The organism is Streptomyces sp. NPDC048637, from assembly GCF_040650675.1.
Classification (GTDB): Bacteria; Actinomycetota; Actinomycetes; order Streptomycetales; family Streptomycetaceae; genus Streptomyces.
In genome coordinates, this window is record NZ_JBEZHQ010000028.1 from 35553 (window position 1) to 56743 (window position 21191).

At 72.9% G+C, this 21191-nt stretch carries 14 protein-coding genes; 6 read left to right on the top strand and 8 right to left on the bottom strand.

The genetic code is table 11. From position 1 onward, the window contains the following. Nucleotides 1–93 precede the first annotated feature (93 nt). The 4 genes from AB0C46_RS28750 to AB0C46_RS28765 all read right to left on the bottom strand — a co-directional run bounded on the left by AB0C46_RS28750 (nucleotide 94) and on the right by AB0C46_RS28765 (nucleotide 6318). Entirely contained in the window at nucleotides 94–966 is an 873-nt protein-coding gene (locus AB0C46_RS28750) for a hypothetical protein (protein ID WP_362831346.1), read from the bottom strand. Nucleotides 967–1100: 134 nt separating this feature from the next. Beyond that, the gene (locus tag AB0C46_RS28755) at nucleotides 1101–2495 is read right to left on the bottom strand and encodes a VWA domain-containing protein (RefSeq protein ID WP_362831347.1); all 1395 of its coding nucleotides are present in this window, start codon (nucleotides 2493–2495) and stop codon (nucleotides 1101–1103) included. Continuing rightward, nucleotides 2492–5155 (bottom strand): DUF5682 family protein, encoded by a 2664-nt coding sequence (locus tag AB0C46_RS28760; RefSeq protein WP_362831348.1) that lies wholly within the window; start codon nucleotides 5153–5155, stop codon nucleotides 2492–2494. The genes AB0C46_RS28755 and AB0C46_RS28760 overlap by 4 nt, the downstream gene beginning before the upstream one ends. Continuing rightward, the gene (locus AB0C46_RS28765; RefSeq protein ID WP_362831350.1) at nucleotides 5152–6318 is read right to left on the bottom strand and encodes an AAA family ATPase; all 1167 of its coding nucleotides are present in this window, start codon (nucleotides 6316–6318) and stop codon (nucleotides 5152–5154) included. Before AB0C46_RS28765 ends, AB0C46_RS28760 begins: the two co-directional genes overlap by 4 nt. A 168-nt stretch (nucleotides 6319–6486) precedes the next feature. Here AB0C46_RS28765 and AB0C46_RS28770 point away from each other — a divergent pair, with 168 nt between their 5' ends. Further along, on the top strand, nucleotides 6487–7848 hold the full coding sequence (locus AB0C46_RS28770) for an SWIM zinc finger family protein (protein WP_362831352.1): 1362 nt from the start codon (nucleotides 6487–6489) through the stop codon (nucleotides 7846–7848). Nucleotides 7849–7916: 68 nt separating this feature from the next. After that, entirely contained in the window at nucleotides 7917–9662 is a 1746-nt protein-coding gene (locus AB0C46_RS28775) for a DUF5691 domain-containing protein (RefSeq protein ID WP_362831353.1), read from the top strand. A gap of 125 nt (nucleotides 9663–9787) precedes the next feature. Here the strand turns inward: AB0C46_RS28775 and AB0C46_RS28780 are convergent, their stop codons facing one another. Next, the gene (locus tag AB0C46_RS28780; RefSeq protein WP_127152628.1) at nucleotides 9788–10246 is read right to left on the bottom strand and encodes a cobalamin B12-binding domain-containing protein; all 459 of its coding nucleotides are present in this window, start codon (nucleotides 10244–10246) and stop codon (nucleotides 9788–9790) included. Between the two features lie 381 nt (nucleotides 10247–10627). Here AB0C46_RS28780 and AB0C46_RS28785 point away from each other — a divergent pair, with 381 nt between their 5' ends. After that, nucleotides 10628–11560 carry an alpha/beta fold hydrolase gene (locus AB0C46_RS28785; protein ID WP_362831354.1) on the top strand — a complete coding sequence of 311 codons (933 nt, stop codon included), beginning with the start codon at nucleotides 10628–10630 and terminating at the stop codon, nucleotides 11558–11560. Between the two features lie 259 nt (nucleotides 11561–11819). After that, the gene (locus AB0C46_RS28790; RefSeq protein WP_362831355.1) at nucleotides 11820–13655 is read left to right on the top strand and encodes a peptidoglycan DD-metalloendopeptidase family protein; all 1836 of its coding nucleotides are present in this window, start codon (nucleotides 11820–11822) and stop codon (nucleotides 13653–13655) included. A 66-nt stretch (nucleotides 13656–13721) separates the two neighbouring features. Here AB0C46_RS28790 and pcrA read toward each other — a convergent pair whose 3' ends face one another. Next, nucleotides 13722–16172, bottom strand: coding sequence for a DNA helicase PcrA (gene pcrA, locus AB0C46_RS28795; protein WP_362831356.1), 2451 nt, complete (start codon nucleotides 16170–16172; stop codon nucleotides 13722–13724). A 515-nt stretch (nucleotides 16173–16687) separates the two neighbouring features. On the opposite strand from pcrA, the gene AB0C46_RS28800 reads away from it, so the two are divergent. Further along, nucleotides 16688–17836 (top strand): NlpC/P60 family protein, encoded by a 1149-nt coding sequence (locus tag AB0C46_RS28800; protein ID WP_362831357.1) that lies wholly within the window; start codon nucleotides 16688–16690, stop codon nucleotides 17834–17836. 122 nt (nucleotides 17837–17958) lie between these two features. On the opposite strand, the gene AB0C46_RS28805 is transcribed toward AB0C46_RS28800, so the two are convergent. Next, nucleotides 17959–18312 (bottom strand): hypothetical protein, encoded by a 354-nt coding sequence (locus AB0C46_RS28805; protein WP_362831358.1) that lies wholly within the window; start codon nucleotides 18310–18312, stop codon nucleotides 17959–17961. Between the two features lie 323 nt (nucleotides 18313–18635). Between AB0C46_RS28805 and AB0C46_RS28810 the strand changes: the two genes are divergently transcribed. Next, nucleotides 18636–19808 carry an NlpC/P60 family protein gene (locus tag AB0C46_RS28810; RefSeq protein WP_362831359.1) on the top strand — a complete coding sequence of 391 codons (1173 nt, stop codon included), beginning with the start codon at nucleotides 18636–18638 and terminating at the stop codon, nucleotides 19806–19808. A 56-nt stretch (nucleotides 19809–19864) separates the two neighbouring features. On the opposite strand, the gene AB0C46_RS28815 is transcribed toward AB0C46_RS28810, so the two are convergent. Then, nucleotides 19865–20989: an alpha/beta hydrolase-fold protein gene (locus AB0C46_RS28815; protein ID WP_362831360.1), complete on the bottom strand. Its 1125-nt coding sequence runs from the start codon at nucleotides 20987–20989 to the stop codon at nucleotides 19865–19867. Nucleotides 20990–21191 lie beyond the last annotated feature (202 nt).

Consider the following 21191-nt stretch of genomic DNA (forward strand, 5'->3'; position numbering starts at 1 on the left):
GTGGTGAAGTCCTTCGAATTCGGAGAGGTTTGACGGGCAGACCTGTCCCGCCCCCGCGCGGCAGGTCCAGTTACAGACGCGGAGCGGTCTGCCCTAGCCCGGGAATTCGAGGATTTCTTCGGCACGCCGACGCGTCGGAGCGCCATCGGCCGTGCGGACGCCACCGGGCAGCAGCCGGAAGCGTGTGAGGTCCGCCGTGACGGCGGCGTACTGGTCCCCGCCACGGGGGCCGTGGCCGTCACCGGCGGTGTGCGAGGCGGGCGCGGCCGGGCCCTGCGGGTACTGCCCCGGAAGGCCGTGGTGGCCCGGGGCCCGCTGCTCGTGGACGGTGGCCGAGGGGGCCTCGGAGACCGGCTTGCGCAGGTCGTCGAGGAGCTGAACCGCCTCGGCGGCGGCAGCGCCGTCCGCCGTGTCAGCGGTCCGCGAACCGGCCGGCTGCGCCACGCCCGGCGTACGGCCGTGCTGGTGCGTGCCACCGTCTCCGGGGTGGTCGCCGTGCTCACCGGACGGGAGGTGGACGGGCAGTGCGGCACCGGCCGTGTCCCCGATCTCCCGGACGGCGCGGCTCACCGGCTCGGTGAGCCGGCCGGTGACCGGTGCGGCCTGATCGGCGGCGGGCCGTACGGCCTCGGCCACCGCGTCGGACGCGGCGCGGGTGCGCTCGGCGACCTTCGCGCCGGACGCCTCGCCCCGCTGCGCAACCGCAGCTCCGGAGCCCGACAGCCGGCTGGCCCCGTCCCGGGTGGCGGCCCGGTCCGGGGTGGATACCTCGGCCGCGGGCCGCGCCGGGGCCGCTGCCCCGGGCAGGTCCACGTTCCGCGTGCGGTCATCGGCGTGGGCGCCGGGACCGAAGGCGAAGCCGAGGGCGACGAAGCCCACCAGGAAGAGCCCGGCCAGCAGCGCACGCCGCACGGCCACCGTGCGCGGCAGGCGCACGGCGGCAGGCAGGGCGAGCACAGCAGACAAGGGGGGACCTTCCCATACGGACGGGGACACCCGAGGCACAGGTCCTCGGTGTCACGCGCGTCGCGGGCGATCGAGCGATGAGCAGATACTTGCATGAGAAACCAGGTGCCACGCAAGTCCCCCCGGGGTACCTGTCACCGTTGCTCCGCCATGTCCGGTATGGGCAGCGGCCGTTTCTCGATCGCGGCCGCCATCACGTCCGGGAAGAGGTCCGGAGTGCAGGCGAACGCCGGTGCGCCCAGGGCCGCGAGGGCCGCGGCGTGGTCACGGTCGTAGGCGGGCGCCCCCTCGTCGGACAGCGCGAGCAGTGTCACGAACTGCACACCGGACGCCTTCATCGCCGCGACCCGCTTGAGCATCTCGTCCCGGATACCGCCCTCGTAGAGGTCGCTGATGAGGACGACGATGGTCTCGGCGGGGCGGGTGATGCGGGACTGGCAGTAGGCGAGCGCGCGGTTGATGTCCGTGCCGCCGCCGAGCTGGGTGCCGAAAAGGACATCGACCGGGTCGTCGAGTTGGTCCGTCAGATCGACCACCGAGGTGTCGAAGACGACCAGCCGGGTGTCGAGGGTCCGCATGGAGGCCAGCACCGCGCCGAACACCGAGGCGTAGACGACCGAGGCGGCCATCGAACCGGACTGGTCGATGCAGAGCACCACGTCCTTCTTCACCGACTGCGCGGCACGGCCGTAGCCGATCAGGCGCTCGGGCACGACCGTGCGGTACTCGGGGAGGTAGTTCTTGAGGTTCGCCCGGATCGTGCGGTCCCAGTCGATATCGCGGTGGCGCGGCCGGCTGATCCGGGCGGAGCGGTCCAGTGCGCCGGTGAGGGTGGCGCGGGTGCGCTGCGCCAGCTTCTTCTCCAGCTGTTCGACGACCTTGCGGACGACGGCGCGGGCGGTTTCCTTGGTGGTCTCCGGCATGACCTTGTTGAGCGACAGCAGGGTGCCCACGAGGTGCACATCCGCCTCGACGGCCTCCAGCATCTCCGGCTCCAGCAGCAGCGCGGACAGCCCCAGCCGGTCGATGGCGTCCCGCTGCATCACCTGCACCACGGACGACGGGAAGTACGTACGGATGTCGCCGAGCCAGCGCGCCACCCCGGGCGCCGAGGCCCCGAGCCCCGCCGAACGCCTGCCGCCGTCGGCCCCCTTGCCGCCGCGGCCCTTCTCCCGTCCGTAGAGCGAGGCCAGCGCCCCGTCCATCGCGGCATCCCGGCCGCTGAGCGCACACCCCGTCCCGTCCGCGCCCCCGCCACCGAGCACCAGCCGCCAGCGGCGGAGCCGTTCGGCCTCGGAGGTGGGGGCGGCCGGGGTGGCGGCCGGGGTGGCGGCCGGGTCCTCGGCCGTTGCCGGGGCGGTGGTCGTTGCCGGGGCGGTGGTCGTTGCCGGGGCGGTGGTCGTTGCCGGGGCGGTGGTCGATGCCGGGGCGGTGGTCGATGCCGGGGCGGTGGTCGATGCCGGGGCGGTGGTCGATGCCGGGGCGGTGGTCGTGGTCACGGTCGTCGGGTCCGGTGTCGTGGTGGTCATGTCCGTGCCCCCGTGAGGTCGTTGGCGGGTCGGGAGGAGGTGGCCGACGGCTGGTCGTTGGCGGGCCGGGTGGTGTCCGACGGCTGTTCGTTGGCGGGCCGGCCGGTAGCGGGAGGGCGCCGGGCGGCGGAGGGCCGTCTCCGGGCGGGCGCGGGCGTGTCCCCCGGCACCTCCTCCGCCGCGGCCTCCGTCGGGTTGCCCGTCGAATTGCCCGCCGCATCGTCCGGCCCGCCGTCCGCCTCGCCTTCCGGCTCGTCCTCCCCCGCCTCGTCCGGTCCGTCGTCGAAGCCGTGCTGTCCGATTCCCAGCAGCATGCGGAGCGTGGGGAGGACGGCCGCGGCACGGTCGCGGTCCAGGCCGGGGCCGAAGCCGGGCACGGCCGCGTCCGGGGCTTCGCCGGCCGGGCTGCGGGGTGCCGTCGCGGGGCCGCGGCGGATCAGCTCACCGAGGGTGCGCCGCACTCCGGACTCGTACTCCGCGAAGGTGCGGCGCAGCAGCGGGAGTACGTCGGTGAACGCGGCGTCCGGCACACCGGTCAGCCAGCCGTCGACCAGGGCCAGCAGCCGTTCGTCGTGGACCAGCAGCATGCCGCCGTCCCCACCGCCGACGAAGCCCTCGATCCATCCGGCGGCATCGGTGGGCGGGGTGCCCGGCGAGAGGGCGAGCCCCATCAGCCGCTCCGCTCCCCCGTCGCCCAACTCGCCGTCGTCCAGCAGGAGCCGGGTCGCGCGACCGCGGAGCAGACCTGGCACGGTGTCCCGTTCGCTGACCGACCGGAGCACTCCGGCCCAGCGGGTCCGCAGCCCGTTCCCTTCGGGCCGCCGTCCGGTCTCCGGCTGGCCGAGCAGGCCGACGGCCTGGTGGGTGGCGTCGAGATGGCCGCGCATTTCGGCGGCACCGTCGGCGTCCAGCCCCGGGCAGGCCGGTGGCAGGCCGACAAAGACCCGCTCGGCCAGGCCCGTGGCCACCTCGCGGAGCGCCACGGCGTCCGTGCCGCGCACATCGCCGTAGCGCACGGACCGTACGAGGGCGGGCAGCGCCTGGGCGAGATGGCCCACGTCCGCGTCCAGCGCCGCGCGGTCCGACAGCGCCTGCATCACCACCGGGAGGGCGTCGGGGAGTTCGGCGAGCAGACAGCGCTCGGCGAGCGCCGTGACCTCGGCGAGGCCGGTCGCCGAGGTGGCCTCGGACGCGGCCTTGGCGGTGGCCGCCGAGAGCACGGTCGTGCCCCAGATGCCGGCCTCCGCGACCCGCACGGAGAGCTCCGGCTCCCAGCGCAGCCGCCAGGTCTCCCGGAAGGTGCCCGTGCTGCCGCGGGAGCGGGTGGGCGCGCCCCAGGGGATGCCGAGCAGCCGCAGCCGGTGCAGCAGCCGGCTGCGCCCGGCGTCGGTCTCCTTGCGCAGATCCAGCTCCAGCTCCCGTTCCAGAGCCTCCGGTTTGAGCCGCAGCGTCCGCTGGCTGCGCGCGATGTCCCGTTGCAGCGGCACCGCGGGGGCGTCCTCCGGGACCTCGCCCAGCACCTCCCCGACCACCAGCCGGTCGTGGATCAGCGAGGACGGGGCGTCGGTGCCGTCCCCCATGACGGCGCGCACCGAGTCGTCCAGCTCCGTCAGCCCGGCGAGCGGGCGGCCACGGACCGTGGCCAGCCCCTCGGCGAGCCGCACCGCTTCGATGACATGCGCCGACGAGACGGCGTAGTCCTCCTCGCGGAGCAGCCCGGCGACCTTGGTCAGCCAGCGTTCGACGGGGCGGTCGGGGGCGCTGAAGAGATGGCCGTACCAGCCGGGTGAGGCGATTCCGGCGCCGTAGCCACTGCGGCGGGAGAGCCGCCGGTGCGTCCAGGGCACCCAGGTCACCGCCGTCTTCACCTTCGGCAGGCCCTTGAGCAGCTGCCGGTCGGCGGTCATCGTGGTGCGCTGCGCCAGGGCCGGTACGTGCCAGGCCCCACACACCACGGCGAGGTCGTCCCCGAACTCCCGTCGCGCGGCCCGCAGCCGGAGCCGCATATGGGCCTCGCGCACCGGATCGCGGTCATGGCCGCCGTCGCCGTAGGTCTCGCGCAGCGCCGCCATCGCCTCGGCCAGCGCCGCGAACGGCGCCAGCGCGTCCGCCCCGGCTGCCCCAGCTGCCCCGCCCGCGCGGTGTTCGACCACGTCCTCCCACCAGCGCTCGGGGTCGTCGTACCCGGCCGCCTCGGCCAGCGCCCCGATCGGATCGATCCGCACCTCGGCGCCGGCGCCGACCGCCTGCTCGCCGGCCGCCTGCTCGCCGGTCTCCTCGTCCGCCGTCTCCCCCTCCGCCGTCTCCCCGTCGTCTCCCCCCGCCAGGGAGTGCGCCGCGGGCAGATCGATGAAGCGGACGGGGACGCCGTGCTCCAGCGCCCAGCGCATCGCCACCCACTCCGGGGAGAACTCGGCCAGCGGCCAGAACGCGGCGCGGCCGGGGTCGTCCTGCGCATGGGCGAGCAGCGCGACGGGCGGCCGCATCCCCTCATGGGCGGCCAGCGGCACCAGCCCGTCCGCCTCCGGCGGCCCCTCGATCAGGACCGCGGACGGCGTGCACTGCTCCAGGGCGGCCCGCACCGCCCGCGCCGACCCGGGGCCGTGGTGCCGCACCCCGAGCAGCACCGGCCCACCCCTGTTCGCCGTTCGCTCGCTCATCCGCTCACCTCACGGCAGGCGCGGTAGAAGTCCTTCCAGCCGTCGCGCTCGCGCACCACGGTCTCCAGATACTCCTGCCATACGACCCGGTCGGCCGCGGGGTCGCGGACCACGGCACCCAGGATGCCCGCGGCCACATCGCCGGAGCGCAGCACGCCGTCCCCGAAGTGGGTGGCCAGCGCCAGGCCGTTCGTCACCACCGAGATGGCCTCGGCCGTGGAGAGGGTGCCGGACGGCGACTTGAGCTTGGTCCGGCCGTCGGCGGTGAGGCCGGACCGCAGCTCACGGAAGACCGTGACGACCCGGCGGATCTCGTCCAGGCCCTCCGGCCCGGCGGGGAGATCCAGCGAGCGCCCGATCTGCTCGACCCGGCGCGAGACGATGTCCACCTCCTCGTCCGGGGTCGCGGGCAGCGGCAGCACGACGGTGTTGAAGCGGCGGCGCAGCGCGCTGGAGAGTTCGTTGACACCGCGGTCGCGGTCGTTGGCGGTGGCGATCAGATTGAAGCCGCGGACCGCCTGCACCTCCTGCCCCAACTCCGGTATCGGCAGGGTCTTTTCCGACAGGACCGTGATGAGCGTGTCCTGTACGTCGGCGGGGATGCGGGTCAGCTCCTCGACCCGCGCGGTCATGCCCTGCGCCATCGCGCGCATCACCGGGCTGGGCACCAGCGCCTCGCGGCTGGGGCCGTGCGCGAGCAGCTGGGCGTAGTTCCAGCCGTAGCGGATCGCCTCTTCGGGGGTGCCGGCGGTGCCCTGCACCAGGAGAGTGGAGTCACCGCTGACGGCCGCCGCCAGATGCTCGGACACCCAGGTCTTCGCGGTGCCGGGCACGCCCAGCAGGAGCAGTGCGCGGTCCGTCGCGAGGGTCGTCACGGCGACCTCGACGATCCGGCGCGGGCCGACGTATTTGGGTGTGATGACCGTGCCGTCCGCGAGCGTGCCGCCGAGGAGGTAGGTCGCGACCGCCCACGGCGAGAGCCGCCAGCGCTCCGGCCGCGGCCGGTCGTCGGCCGCCGCCAGGGCCGCCAGCTCCGCCGCGAAACTGACCTCGGCATGCGGCCGCAGTGCCTCGCCGCCCGCGCCTTCCGACACCGTCCCGGCCGTCTGATGGATCGTGTCGTCCGTCGTGTCGTCCGTCGTCCCGACGCTGTTCCCGGACATGGTTCCCCCTCGTCGCAAGGTGTGCGGCCGGCACCCCGGAAATCGCTGCGGCCGCTTGCGGGATCAACCCTGCACCACGCCACTGACAATCACCCGAAAGCCGGTCCTGACCTGCGAGTTCATCGCGACCGGCGGCGATTGTCAGTGGTGCGCCGTAGCGTCGGAGACATGAATCCGCAGGGGGAACGCTGGACGACGGATCAGGTGCTCGCGCTGGCACCTGACGAGGCATCACGCAGAGCGGGCGACAAGCTCGCGGCGCCCGGACCGTGGTCGGAAACGGGCGCGGACGAGGGCGCGGTGTGGGGGCAGTGCAAGGGCAGCGGCAAGAAGCCGTATCAGACGGTCGTGGACGTCGAAGGCCCGGCCTTCAAGTGCAGTTGCCCGAGCCGTAAGTTTCCGTGCAAGCACGCACTGGGGCTGCTGCTGCTCTGGGCGGGCGGCGGCGGGGAGGTGACGGCCGGGGAACCGTCGTCCTGGGCGGGCGAGTGGCTGGCCGGACGCCGGGAGCGGGCCGAGCGGGCCGCGGGCGCGCCCTCGGGCGCAGCCGCCCCGCCGCGGGCACCCGCGGACCCGGAGGCCGCCCAGCGGCGGGCGGAGCGCCGGATGCAGCGGATCGGCGCCGGCGCCGCGGAGCTGGAACAGCGGCTGGCGGATCTGCTGCAGTCCGGGCTGGCGTCGGCCGAGAGCGGGGGAGGCTCCTGGGACGAGACGGCGGCCCGTATGGTCGACGCCCAGGCTCCCGGACTCGCCGCGCGCGTACGGGAGTTGTCGTCGGTGGTGGCGTCCGGCCCGGACTGGCCGGCGCGGCTGCTGGAGGAATGCTCGCTGCTGCACCTCCTCGACCAGGGGTTCCTCGGTATCGAGCGGCTGCCGGGCCCGCTGGCGGCGACGGTCCGCTCGCGCGTCGGGCTGACCACGGAGGCGGCGGAGCTGCTGACCGGCCCCGATGCGGCGACGGTCCGGGACCGCTGGCTGGTGCTCGCCCAACAGGACATCGACGACGGCAAGTTGGTCACCCGCAGAATCTTCCTGCGGGGCGAGCGGACCGGCCGGATGGCGCTGCATCTCTCCTTCGGCGGCTCTCCCGGCCGCCCCCTGGACCTGGCGCTGCCGCCCGGTCTGGTGCTCGACGCGGACCTCGCCTACTACCCGGGCGCCCGCCCGCTGCGCGCCACTCTCGGCGAGCGGCACGCCCCGGCGGCCCCGGGCCCGGTGCCACCCGGCGGTGGTATCGATGCCGCCCTGGCCGCGTACGGCGATGCGCTGCGCGACGACCCGTGGCTGGATTCCTGGCCGGTGGTGCTCACCGATGTCACGCCGATACCGAGCCGCGACGGATCGGGCTGGCAACTGGCCGACGCGGACGGGGAGTCGGCGCTCCCGCTGGACCCGCGCTGCCTCGGCCGTACGAGCCTGTGGCAGCTGGCCGCCATATCGGGCGGGGCGCCGGTCACCGTCTTCGGCGAATGCGGCCATCGCGGCTTTCTGCCGCTGACCGCCTGGGACCCCGCCCCGGTGTCCCTGTGACCCGCGCCCCGGCCGCGACGCCCCGGCACCCACGGACGCCGTCCACCACCGATGCCTGGAGGAAGGGCATGACGAGCACCACCACACCCACGTCACCCGCACCCACCCCGACCGCCCCCGCCCCCTGGTCCGATCTCGTGAGCGCCGCGCTGCTCGGGACCGAGCGGCGGACCCCGCCGGTGGCGGCGCGGCCGGGACAGGGCGCCGCGGCCGCGCTGCTGGACGCGGCCGCGGTGAGCACGGTGCGCCGGCGCGCCGCGCTGCGCCCCGCGCCGGCCGGTGAGCGGCCTGCCCCGGCCCCGGCCGATCCGCGGCCCCTGCTGCCGCCCGCGGCGCGCCGCCGGCTGTCCCTGCTGCTCGCCGACCGCGGCGACAGCGGAGGCGGCAGCCGCCGTGGCACGGCCCCCGACCTCACCGAGCTGCTGCCCCAGTGGCTGGCCGCCGCCGACACCTACGGCTACCGCGCCCCGGAGGCGCTGCTGCCCGCGCTGCTCGACGCCGCCCGCGCCCGTACGGACCTGCGGCCCGCCGCACTCGCCCTGGCGGGGCCGCGTGCCCTGTGGCTGGCCCGGCTCAACGACGACTGGAAGTTCGCGCTCCGCGGGCTCGGCGGCCCGTCCGAGCTCCCCGGTGACAACGCCCCCGAGGCCGTACGGCGCACGTGGGAGGAGGGCCTGTTCGCGGAGCGGGTCGCCCTGCTGACCGCCCTGCGCCGGCACGATCCGCCGGCGGGCCTGGCGCTGCTGACCACGACCTGGTCCACGGAGCGGGCCGAGGACCGTCTGATGTTCCTCGACTCGCTGCGCGAGGACCTCTCGGCGGCCGATGAGCCCTTCCTCGAACAGGCCCTGTCCGACCGCAGCCGCAACGTCCGTGCCACAGCCGCCGAACTGCTCTCCGCACTGCCCGGCTCCGCGCTCGCGGCCCGTATGGCGCAGCGGGCCCAGACCTGCATCGGCCTGGACCGTACGGCCGGTGCACCGGCGATCTCGGTGGAGGCGCCCCATGAGTGCGACATGGGAATGCAGCGGGACGGCGTGGCCCCGAAACCGCCCTCCGGACGGGGAGAACGGTCCTGGTGGCTGGGCCAGTTGGTGGAGGCGACGCCACTGAACGGCTGGCATGCCCGCTTCGGAGGCCGTGACGCGGCGGCGATCATCGGGCTGCCGGTGGGCGACGACTGGCGGACGGAGCTGCACGATGCCTGGTGCCGCGCCGCGGTGCGCCAGCGGCACGCCGACTGGGCGCGGGCGCTGCTGGGTGCGCCGGCCGCGCCGTCCCAGGCCGCCGAGGTCGCACCGGCCGGCTCGTCACGGGATCTGACGAAGCTGCTGACCGTCCTTCCGGAGGACGAACGGGCCCAGTGGGTGGCGGAGTTCATCGCGGCGCACGGCCTGTCGGAAGCCTTCCGGATGCTCGGCGTGTGTGCGGTCCCATGGGCCGAGCCGCTCGGCGGAGCGGTGGTCGACGCCCTGGACATCGCCCGGGACGCGGGCAGCTATCCCTGGAGCTTCAGCGGGGTGATGGGCCTGGCCGAGCGCTGTCTGGACCCGGCCGCCGCGGACCGTCTCGACATGCTCACGGCCGTCACGGACGAGCCGGAGGGCGCCTCCCCGGGATCCGGCGGCTACTGGTCCGAGGCCTTCCAGCGCCTGGTCGGCACCCTGCGCCTGCGCGCCACGATGCGTACGGAACTCACCCCGCCCGCCACCGACGACGACACCGACCCCGGCCCCGGCCCCAGCGCAGTCCTCAGCGCGGATGCCCCTGCCACCACGCCCGGCGGGGCCACGGCGGGGCCCCGCGTGCCATGACCGCTCAGACCAGGGCTGCACGCACCAGGGCCCGCCGTGCCGGGGCCTGCCACGCCGGGGCCCGACCGCGCCCCGGCCCGGCCACCGGGCCGGGGCCGCCCCACCGGCTCCGCGGTACCGCTGCCTCAGACCGCCAGCGAGCGGACGTTCGCGTTGACCCACTCCACGATCGAGGTGGTCGTGGCGCCCGGCGTGAAGATCTCCGCGACGCCCTGTGCCTTGAGCGGGGCGATGTCCGCCTCGGGGATGATGCCGCCGCCGAAGACCTTGATGTCCGCCGCGTCCCGCTCCTCCAGCAGGGCGATGACCTTCGCGAAGAGCGTGTTGTGCGCCCCGGAGAGGATGGACAGCCCGATCGCGTCGGCGTCCTCCTGGATCGCGGTGTCGACGATCTGCTCCGGGGTCTGGTGCAGCCCGGTGTAGATCACCTCCATACCGGCGTCGCGCAGCGCCCGCGCGATGACCTTGGCGCCCCGGTCGTGCCCGTCCAGGCCCGGCTTGGCCACCACCACACGGATCGGCCCCGACCTGCCCGCCGCGCCCTGGCTCCCCGCTTGCGCTCCGTCATGCCGAGCCACACTCATCACTGCCTCCAAGCCATGCACGGCACTGTGGTGCCGCCGAGCCGACAATCGATCGCGCGACCGCGATCCGGCGGCCACGAGCGTGAACGAACGTTATCGCCAGCATCCCGTACCCAGCCGTTTCGTGACATCCGGGGAGGGGGAAATCACACATGGGACACGTTCGCTACGCGTCGCGTCCCGCGCGTGGTGCCGCCGGAGCCGGGCGGCACAGGGCGCGGGCCGGGCGCACGGGGAGCCGCAGCCGGGCCACCGCGCCGCCGGGCACGCATCAGCGCGAGCACGCAAGCACGCCGCATGCCCGCCATCGCAGCCCAGGGCTTCCCACGAGGGCATACGGGGGTCGACGACGCCTTCCGCGTGCCATTCGGGAGGTCGGCCATGCAGGCCCAGCCCTTTCTCTCCGCACCCCTGCTGATCGCGCGCCTCGTCTCCACGCCCCTCCGGTGCGCGCGCCTGCTCCCCATCCGCACCGCTTCACTTCCCCTGCGCAGCACGGTCGTGGACCTGGCGATCCTCGCCGGCCATCTCCTCCTCTATCCGACCGGCATCTCCCAGGAACGCCCCATGCCACGCCCCGCACCACACCCGGCGGCCGAGCCCCCGGAAGGATGCATGGCACCGGAGGCGCCCCGGCCCGCCCCCGGCTCGCCCACGATGCTGCCGACCGAGGGCCGGGCCCATCCGCCGGTCCTCCTGCTCCATGGCTTCATCGACAACCGCTCCGTCTTCCTGCTGCTGCGCCGCTCGCTGCACCGGCACGGCTGGCGCCATGTCGAGGCGCTCAACTACTCCCCGCTGACCTGCGATCTCCGTAAGGCCGCCGAGCTGCTCAGCCGCCACGTGGAGGAGATCTGTGCCCGGACCGGCCATCGCCGGGTGGACATCGTGGGCCACAGCCTCGGCGGTCTCATCGCCCGCTATTACGCGCAGCGGCTCGGCGGCGACACCCGCGTCCGTACGGTGGTCACGCTCGGCACCCCGCACTCCGGCACCCGTGTCGCGCCCCTGATGTCGGCGCACCCCCTCGTCCGCCAGATGCGCCCCGATTCCGAGGTGATAGCGGAGTTGTCGCGGCCGGCACCGAATTGCCGCACGCAATTCGTGGCTTTCTGGAGCGAGGAGGATCAGGTGATGATTCCGGCCACAACAGCGAGAATCAGTCACCCTGATTTAATCGCGTACAACGTGCATGTCGCCGGTGTCGGACATCTCGCCCTGCCGGTCAATGGCGCCGTCGCCGCCGGAATACGTGAAGCACTGGCCTCGGCGGAAACCGCGGAAGGCGCCGCGGACGCCATTTCGGTGGCCTGACCCGGCCGCTCCCGTTGACCTGCACACGCTCCGCGGGGGCGCCGCAACGACATCGCAGCGACGTCTCATCGGCGACATGATCTTGACGCGAAGTCGAACAAACCTCGAACGGGGCGCCAAGAGCTCGCATGGGGACTCCCGAAAGGCGGCCAAATGCCCGATCTGGCCTAGCCCAAAACCAGTTGAAGATTGTCGCCGTCGCGTACCGCCGGGTACAGTCGCCGCTAATTCTCCTGCTGCCGAGGCGAAAGAGAAGTTGGTGAACGACCGTCACCCCTCGGGGGCCCAGCCTCCGACCGGCTCTGCTTCCGACGCCTCGTATGCGCACTATCCGGCCTACGACTCCTACGGGCAGCAGGCTCCGACCGGCAATGCCGATTACGGCGACGGTGATCCCCTCTTCGGCTCGCTCCCCAGCTCGTACGAGACCGGTATGTACGACACCGGCACCTACGACGCCGGGATGTACGACACCGGTACACACAGCGCGGCGGGCGCCTATGGCATGAGCGCGTACGGCACCGGCACCTACAGCACCGACGCCTATGACACGGGGACGTACCCGGCGGGCGACGGCTATGCCACCGGCGCGTACGACACCGGCAGCTACACCTCGGCACAGTGGGACACCGGCGGGTGGGACACCGGCGCTTATGCCGTCGCCGATCCGCACCCGGCCGCCGCGGGCTACGACCCGTACGCGCACACCACCTACGACGCCCCGGCACACGACGCGACCACGTACACCACCGCCGGGTACGACACGGCCGGGTACAACACGGCCGGTTACGAGACGGCCGGTTACGAAGCCACCGCGTACGGTCACGGCGGTTATGACACCGGGAGCTATCCCACCGGCACGTATGACACCGGCAGTTACGCCACCGGCGCGTACGAGACCGCCGAGGCCTTCGACGCCTTCGACGCCTTCGACCGGCAGGCCACCTCGGTCCAGGAGACCGCGAGCTTCGAGGCCACGGCGATCTGGTCGACCACCGATCTTTCCGATCAGTCGGGTCTTTCCGATCAGTCGGGCCGATCCGGCCAGGACCTGATCACCGGTATCCCGGCGCAGGCCGGACCGCCCCCGGACGACACCCTCCAGTGGGACAGCGCCACTTGGAGCGAGGCCGGGCACTTCGACTCGGCCGGTCCCGACACCGGCCGGGCCGGGAACGACCCGTACGACGCCGGCCGGGCCGCGGCCGGCGACAGCTCCCCCCGCGACGCCGAGGACTACCACGAGGCCGCGGCCGTGGCGGACGCCATGACGCAGGCCATGCCGATCACTCCCGCGGCCCCGGCCCCCGCCCCCGCCGGCCGGCGGGTCACCGGGCCGGAAGCCGGGACGGCCGTCCGCGGCCGGGGCCGGCGGCGTACGGCGAAGCGGTCGGCGCTGCTGACCGTCGCGGTGCCCTCGGTCGCCGCCATGGGCGTGTGCGCCGTGGCCGCCGCGTCCGTCGATTTCGGCGGGGACGACAAGGCCGAAGCGACCGCCCAGGCCGCGCCCGACGCCGGGTCCGTCAAGCCGTCCGCGGCCAACAACAAGCTCGACACCCAGCTCGCCGGACTCAGCGCCAGCGCCGATGACTTCCGCGACCGCGCCAGCCGCACCCAGGAGCGGATCGACCTCAAGGAACGCCAGGCGCTGGAGCGTCAGCGCAGGGCGAAGGAGGCGGCCCGCAAGGAGGCGATGCGCCCCAAGTTCCTGCTGCCGGTCAAGGAGCACGGGCTGAGCGCCCAGTTCGGCCAGGCCGGGGTGAACTGGATGTCGCTGCACACCGGTATCGACTTCCCGGTCAGCTACGGCACCCCCGTCATGTCCGCCACCGACGGCACCGTACGAACCCAGTGGAACTCCGCCTACGGCAACATGGCGATCGTGACGGCGTCCGACGGCACGGAGACCTGGTACTGCCACCTCAGCAGCACCAAGATCCGTTCCGGGTCGGTCAAGGCCGGTGACCAGATTGCCTATTCGGGCAACTCCGGCAATTCCACGGGACCGCATCTGCACTTCGAGGTGCGTCCCGGCGGCGGCGCGGCGGTCGACCCGCTGCCGTGGCTGCGCGACCACGGCCTCGACCCGAACTGACCGCCACCCGCACCGCCCGCACCGTCACAGCCCCCAGGGATTGTCCCCGGGGGCCTTCGGCTTCCGTTACAGCTTCTCCACCGGCGCATACCGCAGCAGCAGGCGCTTGGGCTTCTCGCCGCCGAAGTCGATCGTCGCCTCGGCGTTGTCACCGCTGCCCTTGACGCCGACGACCGTGCCGAGCCCGAAGCTGTCGTGGGTGACGCGGTCGCCGATGGTCAGCGGGACCACCGGACGGTCACTGGCGCGGCGGGTCGCGAAGCCGCTCGGGCCCTTGGCGCGCGCCGACGAGAGCGTGCCGCCGAAGGCGCCGCCTCCGCCGCCTCCCGACATACCGCCCATCGACGCGGACGGCGTCGCCGGGCCGGTGCGCTTCCACTCCACGTAGTCGACCGGGATCTCCTCCAGGAACCGGGAGGGCGGGTTGTACGAGGGCTGGCCCCAGGCGCTGCGCATCGTCGAGCGGGTGACATAGAGCCGCTCACGGGCGCGGGTGATGCCGACGTAGGCGAGCCGGCGCTCCTCCTCCAGCTCCTTGGTCTGGCCCAGCGAGCGCATGTGCGGGAAGACGCCGTCCTCCAGGCCGGTCAGGAAGACGGTCGGGAACTCCAGGCCCTTGGCGGTGTGCAGCGTCATGAGGGTGATCACGCCGCTGCCCTCCTCGTCCTCGTCCGGGATCTGGTCGGAGTCGGCGACCAGTGCGACCTGCTCCAGGAAGTCGGAGAGGGTGCCTGGATTGTCTTCACCGCGGTCCTGCTCGAACTCCAGGGCCACGGCGGCGAGTTCCTGGAGGTTCTCGATCCGGGTCTCGTCCTGCGGGTCGGTGGAGGCCTGGAGTTCGGCGAGGTAGCCCGTGCGCTCCAGGACCGCTTCCAGGATCGTGGCGGGGCCGGCACCGGACTCGACGATGGTGCGCAGCTCCTCCATGAGGACGTTGAAGCGCTTGACGGCGTTGGCGGAGCGGGCCGCCATGCCGTACGCCTCGTCGACCCGGCGCAGCGCCTGCGGGAAGGTGATCTTCTCGCGCCCGGACAGGGCGTCGATCATCGCCTCGGCGCGGTCGCCGATACCGCGCTTGGGGACGTTGAGGATGCGGCGGAGCGGGACGGTGTCCTCGGGGTTGGCGAGCACCCGCAGGTACGCGAGGACATCGCGGACCTCCTTGCGCTCGTAGAAGCGCACCCCGCCGACGACCTTGTAGGGCAGGCCGACCCGGATGAAGATCTCTTCGAAGACACGGGACTGGGCGTTGGTGCGGTAGAAGACCGCGACGTCCCCGGCCTTGGCGTCCTTGGCGTCCGTCAGCCGGTCGATCTCGTCGGCGACGAACTGGGCCTCGTCGTGCTCGGTGTCGGCGACATATCCGGTGATCTTGGGGCCGGCGCCGGCGTCCGTCCAGAGGTTCTTGGGGCGGCGGTTCTCGTTGCGCTCGATGACGGCGTTGGCCGCGGAGAGGATCGTCTGGCTGGAGCGGTAGTTCTGCTCCAGCAGGATCGTCGTCGCGTCCGGGTAGTCCTCCTCGAACTGGAGGATGTTGCGGATCGTGGCGCCGCGGAAGGCGTAGATCGACTGGTCGGCGTCACCGACGACGCAGAGATCCGCGGCGGATTCGGCGGGGCCGACCAGCTCGCGGACGAGGGTGTACTGGGCGTGGTTGGTGTCCTGGTACTCGTCGACGAGGACGTGGCGGAAGCGGCGGCGGTAGTGCTCGGCGACGTCCGGGAAGGCCTGGAGCAGATTGACCGTCGTCATGATGATGTCGTCGAAGTCCAGGGCGTTGGCCTCGCGCAGCCGCGCCTGGTACATCGCGTACGCCTCGGCCAGGGTCTTCTCGAAACCATCGGCCGCGGTCCCGGCGAAGGTCTCCTCGTCGATGAGCTCGTTCTTGAGGTTGGAGATCTTCGCGCTGAAGGACTTGGGCGGGTAGCGCTTGGGGTCCAGATCCAGATCGCGGCAGACCAGGGCCATCAGGCGCTTGGAATCGGCGGCGTCGTAGATCGAGAAGGAAGAGGTGAAGCCGAGCTTCTTGGACTCGCGGCGCAGGATGCGGACGCAGGCGCTGTGGAAGGTGGAGACCCACATGGCGTTCGCCCGCGGGCCGACCAGCTCCTCGACGCGCTCCTTCATCTCCCCGGCGGCTTTGTTGGTGAATGTGATCGCGAGGATCTGGCCGGGGTGGACATGGCGCTCGGCGAGCAGATGCGCGATGCGGTGGGTCAGCACCCGGGTCTTGCCGGAGCCGGCACCGGCGACGATCAGCAGCGGTCCGCCGGTGTGCACCACGGCGGCCTTCTGCTCGTCGTTGAGCCCCTCCAGCAGCGCCGCGGCGTCGACGGCCGGGCGGGCGGCGCCGTCGCGGTAGTACGAGTCCCTGGGGGCGGGCGCGTCGAACCGCCCGCCGAAGAGGTCGGCGGGGATCTCCTCCGGGGCCGGGCCGTGCTCGTCCTCGGGAGGCGGCGGCTCCTCGTCCTTGTGGCCGAGGTCCGTCAGGAAGCTGTCGTCAAAGAGGCTGCTCATCGCCCACCGAGTCTAGGCCGCCGCACTGACAGTCCGCCGCGGAGTGGCCAATTGCGGGCCGCTTACGGGCCGGGCCCTGGCGCATGGGCAGGCCGGACGGCCGGATCCGCCGCCGGCCGGGCGGCGCCTCGTCTACCCGAATCCGACATCTGCCACCACAACGCCCGCATCGCGTTCAGGTCACGAAAAGGTTTCGGGCATATCGAACATCAGCCTTCACAGAAGCCACACGAGTTGGCTAACGTCCTCGCTCAGGCAGCCCGCCTCCCTGTGGACGACAGCGTCCGCACGGGCCGCCGACGCCGAGTCCGGCCCTGCCCTCAGGCACCCGGAGCCGGGGACCCACCAGCAACACCGGGGTGAATCGATCCGTACGGCCGTCGCCAGTGGACGTCCGGACCGTAGGGCAAGCCTTCCGTCAGCGACACCGCCCGAACCCTCCCCCAGTGCCTGAACGGCCTGGGCGGGCCCCTCATCGCAACCCGGTAGGCGGTCCACGGAAGGAGTTGCCGGCCTTGGCGTCGCATCGCAAGCCGCGCACCAGCGTTCTCGCCTCACCCGGAGGCCGTCGTGCGGCGACCGGGCTCACCACCGCCGCCCTCGCCTCGGTCACCCTGCTCTCACAGTCCGCCGACGCGGCCCCCAGGGCGCCCAAGCCCACCGTCGAAGAGGTCCAGCAGAAGGTCGACGGCCTCTACCACCAGGCCGAGGTGGCCACCCAGAAGTACAACGCCGTCAAGGAGCGCGCCGACGAACAGCGCGACACCGTGGACGGTCTGCTCGACGCCGCCGCCACGCGCGCCGAGAAGATGAACGAGTCCCGGCGCCGGCTGGGCTCCTTCGCCTCGGCGCAGTACCGCACCGGCGGCATGAACCCGACGGCGCAGCTGATGCTCGCCAAGGACCCGCAGCAGTTCGTCGACCGCAACCACCTCTTGGACCGGCTGACCGGCCGGCAGAAGCAGGCCGTCACCGACTACCAGGAGCAGCAGGCGGCCGCCGCCCGGCAGCGTGCCGAGGCGAGCCGCAGCCTGGAGCGGCTGCAGACGTCGCAGGCCTCCCTCAAGGAGTCCAAGCGCTCCGTCCAGGACAAGCTGGCCGAGGCCCGGCAGCTGCTGTCCCGGCTGACCGCGCAGGAGAAGGCGCGGCTGGCGGAGCTGGAGCGCCAGAAGGAGGCGGCGGCCAAGCGGCGGGCCGCGGAGGAGGCGCGCAAGCAGCAGGAGCGGGAGCGCCAGCGGCAGCAGGACGGCGACGGCTCGGCCGACGGCCGGACCGGCGGCGGCTCGGGCGGCGGTTCCACCGGCGACTCGGCCTCCGCCAAGGGCGAAAAGGCGCTCGCCTTCGCCCGCTCCCAGATCGGCAAGCCGTACGTCTGGGGCGCCACCGGCCCCACGTCCTACGACTGCTCGGGACTGACACAGGCGGCGTGGAAAGCGGCGGGCGTCGATCTGCCGCGGACCACCTGGGACCAGGTCAAGATCGGCCAGCGCGTGGCCACCAAGGATCTGCAGCCCGGCGACCTGGTCTTCTTCTATGACGACATCAGTCACGTCGGGATGTACCTAGGCGGCGGAAAGATGGTCCACGCTCCGAAGCCGGGCGCCAACGTCCGGGAGGAGTCGATCTACTACATGCCGATCTACGGGAGCGTCCGCCCGGGCTGAGGCCCGGCCCCCGCTCCCCCACCGGACCACCCCCCACGGTCACCCCCCACACGCCACCGCGCGGCCCGCGCCTCCGGATCCGGAGTGCGAGGACCGCGCGGTGTGCCGTGGTGGGACGCTCGTCAGGTCCAGAGCACCGCGATGAAGATGTTGGCCACCGTCAGCCCGCCGACCGCGCCGAAGAGCGGCTTGTCGACCGTCTCCTCGTCCCGCTTGACGTAGACCAGCGCCAGGATCACCACCAGAACGGCCATCTTGATGCCGATCTTGATGGTGTTGACGGGGTGGTCCTGGGCCTGGTTGAGGCCGACCAGCACGATGCCGGTGACCAGCATCGTCAGCGCGCCGTGCAGCATGGCCGGCACAAACCGCGCGGTGCCCGCGCTCATCGCCTTCATCTGGGTCAGAAAGCCGCCCAGCAGGGAGGCGATGCCGATGATGTGCAGGCCGACGAAGATATTGGTTACTACGTCCATAGTTGCTGGATCGTAGCCGCCGCATAGCACGGCCCTTCGGGCAGGGCGCCCACTATCGCCGCATCGGTCAGGCCAGACCGGTCCCGGCCGTACGGCCATGGCGTCGCGGTCACCCGCGTACCGGCTGCGGTCGAAAGCGAACAATGCCGGCCAAGCCGACTCGCTGCCGTGACGCCCAGGCTTAGCGTCCTCCACCAGGCGGCCGACTCCCCGCCTCGCCGGGCTCCCACCGGCGTTCCGTCGGCCGTCTCCGCCGAGGTGCGGCGGCGGTCCGTTGCCCCCGTGACGGACCGCCGCCGGGCCCACGGCTCGAAGGGAAGGAAGTGACGGCCACCGTGGCCTCGCACCGCAAGCCCCGGCAGCATCCGCTCGCCGCGCTCACCGGCGGCGGCTCGCGCAGCGCGCGCACCGCCCGTACGGCCGCCACCCTGGCCCTGGCCGGCGCCGCCCCCACTTTCGGCCTCGCGCATGCAGCAGGTGCCCCCCTCACCGCCGGCTTCGACGGCACCGTCCAGGCCGCACACCGGCCCACCCCCGCCCAGGTCAAGGACCGGGTCGACGCGCTGTACCAGGAGGCAGAGGTGGCCACGCAGAACTACAACGGTGCGAAGGAATCCGCCGGCACCGCACGCGAGGAGCTGAGCAGGCTGCAGGACGAGGCCGCCCGCAGGACCCGGAAGCTGAACGCCGCCCGCACCGAACTGGGCACCCTGGCCGCGAGCCAGTACCGCTCCGGCGGCGTCGCCCCGACCGTACGGCTGCTGCTGTCGGCGGACCCGCAGCGCTATCTGGACGGCGCCGCGGTGCTGGAGCGTACGGGCAGCCACCAGGCGACCGCCGTGGCCGGTTACGCGCGCCGGCTCGGCAGCGTACGGCAGGTCCGACAGCGGGCCGAGGACACCGTGGAGCGGCTGGCGGACACCGAGGCCCAGTTGAAGAAGCACCGGGTCACCGTCGTGCGCAAGCTGGACGCCGCCGAGGAGTTGCTCAACCGGCTGACCGCGGAGCAGCGGCAGCGGATGGCGGCCCGGGACGGTGCGCGGAGCGGGCCGGGGCAGGGCCGCACGGACCGGGGGACCGGCCGCGGGGACGGCCCGCTCGACGGGCTTCCCGGCGGCGCGGGAGCGGCCGCGGCGCAGGCCGGCGACTCCCGCGCCGCCCGCGCCGTCGCCTTCGCCTACAGCGCCCTCGGCAAGCCCTACGTCTGGGGCGCGACGGGCCCCTCCGCCTACGACTGCTCGGGGCTGACCCAGGCCGCCTGGAAGGCCGGCGGCGTCGCCCTGCCCCGTACGACCTACACCCAGATCAGCTCCGGGCCACGGGTCGACCGATCCCAACTCGCCCCCGGTGACCTGGTGTTCTTCTACTCGGGCATCAGCCATGTGGGGCTCTACGTCGGGAACGGCCAGATGATCCACGCACCGCATCCGGGGGCGCCGGTACGGCTCGCACCGATCGACCAGATGCCGTTCGCGGCGGCGACCAGGCCTGCGTAGGGCACCCACCACGAGGAGAACGTCCTGCCGCAGGCTCCGGCACCGCCCCCGTGCGCTCAGGCCCTGAGCTGCGTCCCCAGCCAGTGGAAGATCTCCGGCACCTGCTGCTCCCAGACCGCCAGGGTGTGGCCGCCCGCGCTCCCCGGGATCTTCCGCACGGTCACCGTCGTCGGGCTCTGCGCGTACTGCCGTAGCCCGAGCCCGGCCTGGTAGCCGTCGCCTGCCGCGCCCGACACATACAGCGCGGTACGCGGCGGCTTCCCGGCCGCGTTGGCCGACTTCAGGATGTGCAGCGGGTTGGACTCGATGCGCAGCTTGGGGTCCTTGCCGGCGAGCGAGTCGCGTTCGAGCGCCGGGTCGTTGTAGCCGGACATGGCGACCGCGGCACGGTAGCGGTCGGGGTGGGCCAGTGCGAGCTTGGCGGCGCAGTGGGCGCCGGCCGAGTAGCCGGCCAGGGCCCAGGAGTCCGGCTTGTCGCCGGCCCGGAAGTTGTCAATGATCATCTTGCGGACGTCGACGGTCAGCCAGCTGTCGGCGTTGACCTTCCCGGGGATGTTGACGCACCCGGTGTCCGCACCGGCGAGGATCGTGGTCCGGGGCGCCACCAGGATGGCCGGCTTGACGGTGCCGCGCTGCATCAGCGGCATGAGCTGCTCGGCCGCGTGCATCGAGCCCAGCCAGGTCTTCGCCGAGCCCGGGTAACCGGGCAGCAACTGGACCACCGGGAACTTCTTGTTCCGGTAGGCGGGGTCGTTGTACTGGGGCGGCAGCCATACGTACACCTCGCCCCGGACCCCCGAGATCTGGCCCTTGAGGTCGGTCATCCGGACGCCGGCGCCCAGCTTGGGGTCGTCGGCCGGGCGGAACTGCTGGAGCTTCTTGGGCTCGTTCTTGACCTGCCGGCCGCCCATACCGTCGGGGCCGAGGTCCCGGGCCGCCGCCACATGGCTGTCGGTGCCGAGCAGATCGCCCCAGGTGTCGTAGAGGCTGTTGGCGTTATTGACCAGGACGAAGACCACGGTGATGGCCGTGACCTGGGCGAACAGCAGCATCAGCAGCCGGGCGAGGCCGCGCAGCAGGGGTGGCCCGGCTATTCGGCCCCAGAGGGCGAACGGCAGCACTACGGCGACGATCAGCAGCGTGACCGAGGTGAGGAAGAAGGGCGTGCCCGTCAGGCTCATCGGGATCTCGTTCCAGGACAACTACGCGAAGGACGTGGGGTGGTTCCGGCCCCGCCTCCGGCAGTGAGCCTCTCCGCGCCCTTAGATGGCGATCCGCGGGGTCCTGGTTGCCCGCCTTTGGCGCTTTGTTACGCCCTCATCATGAAGCTGCGCGCCCGTTCGGCCTGCCCGCCCGCCCTTCCCGCCAGGCCAGCAGCAGCCG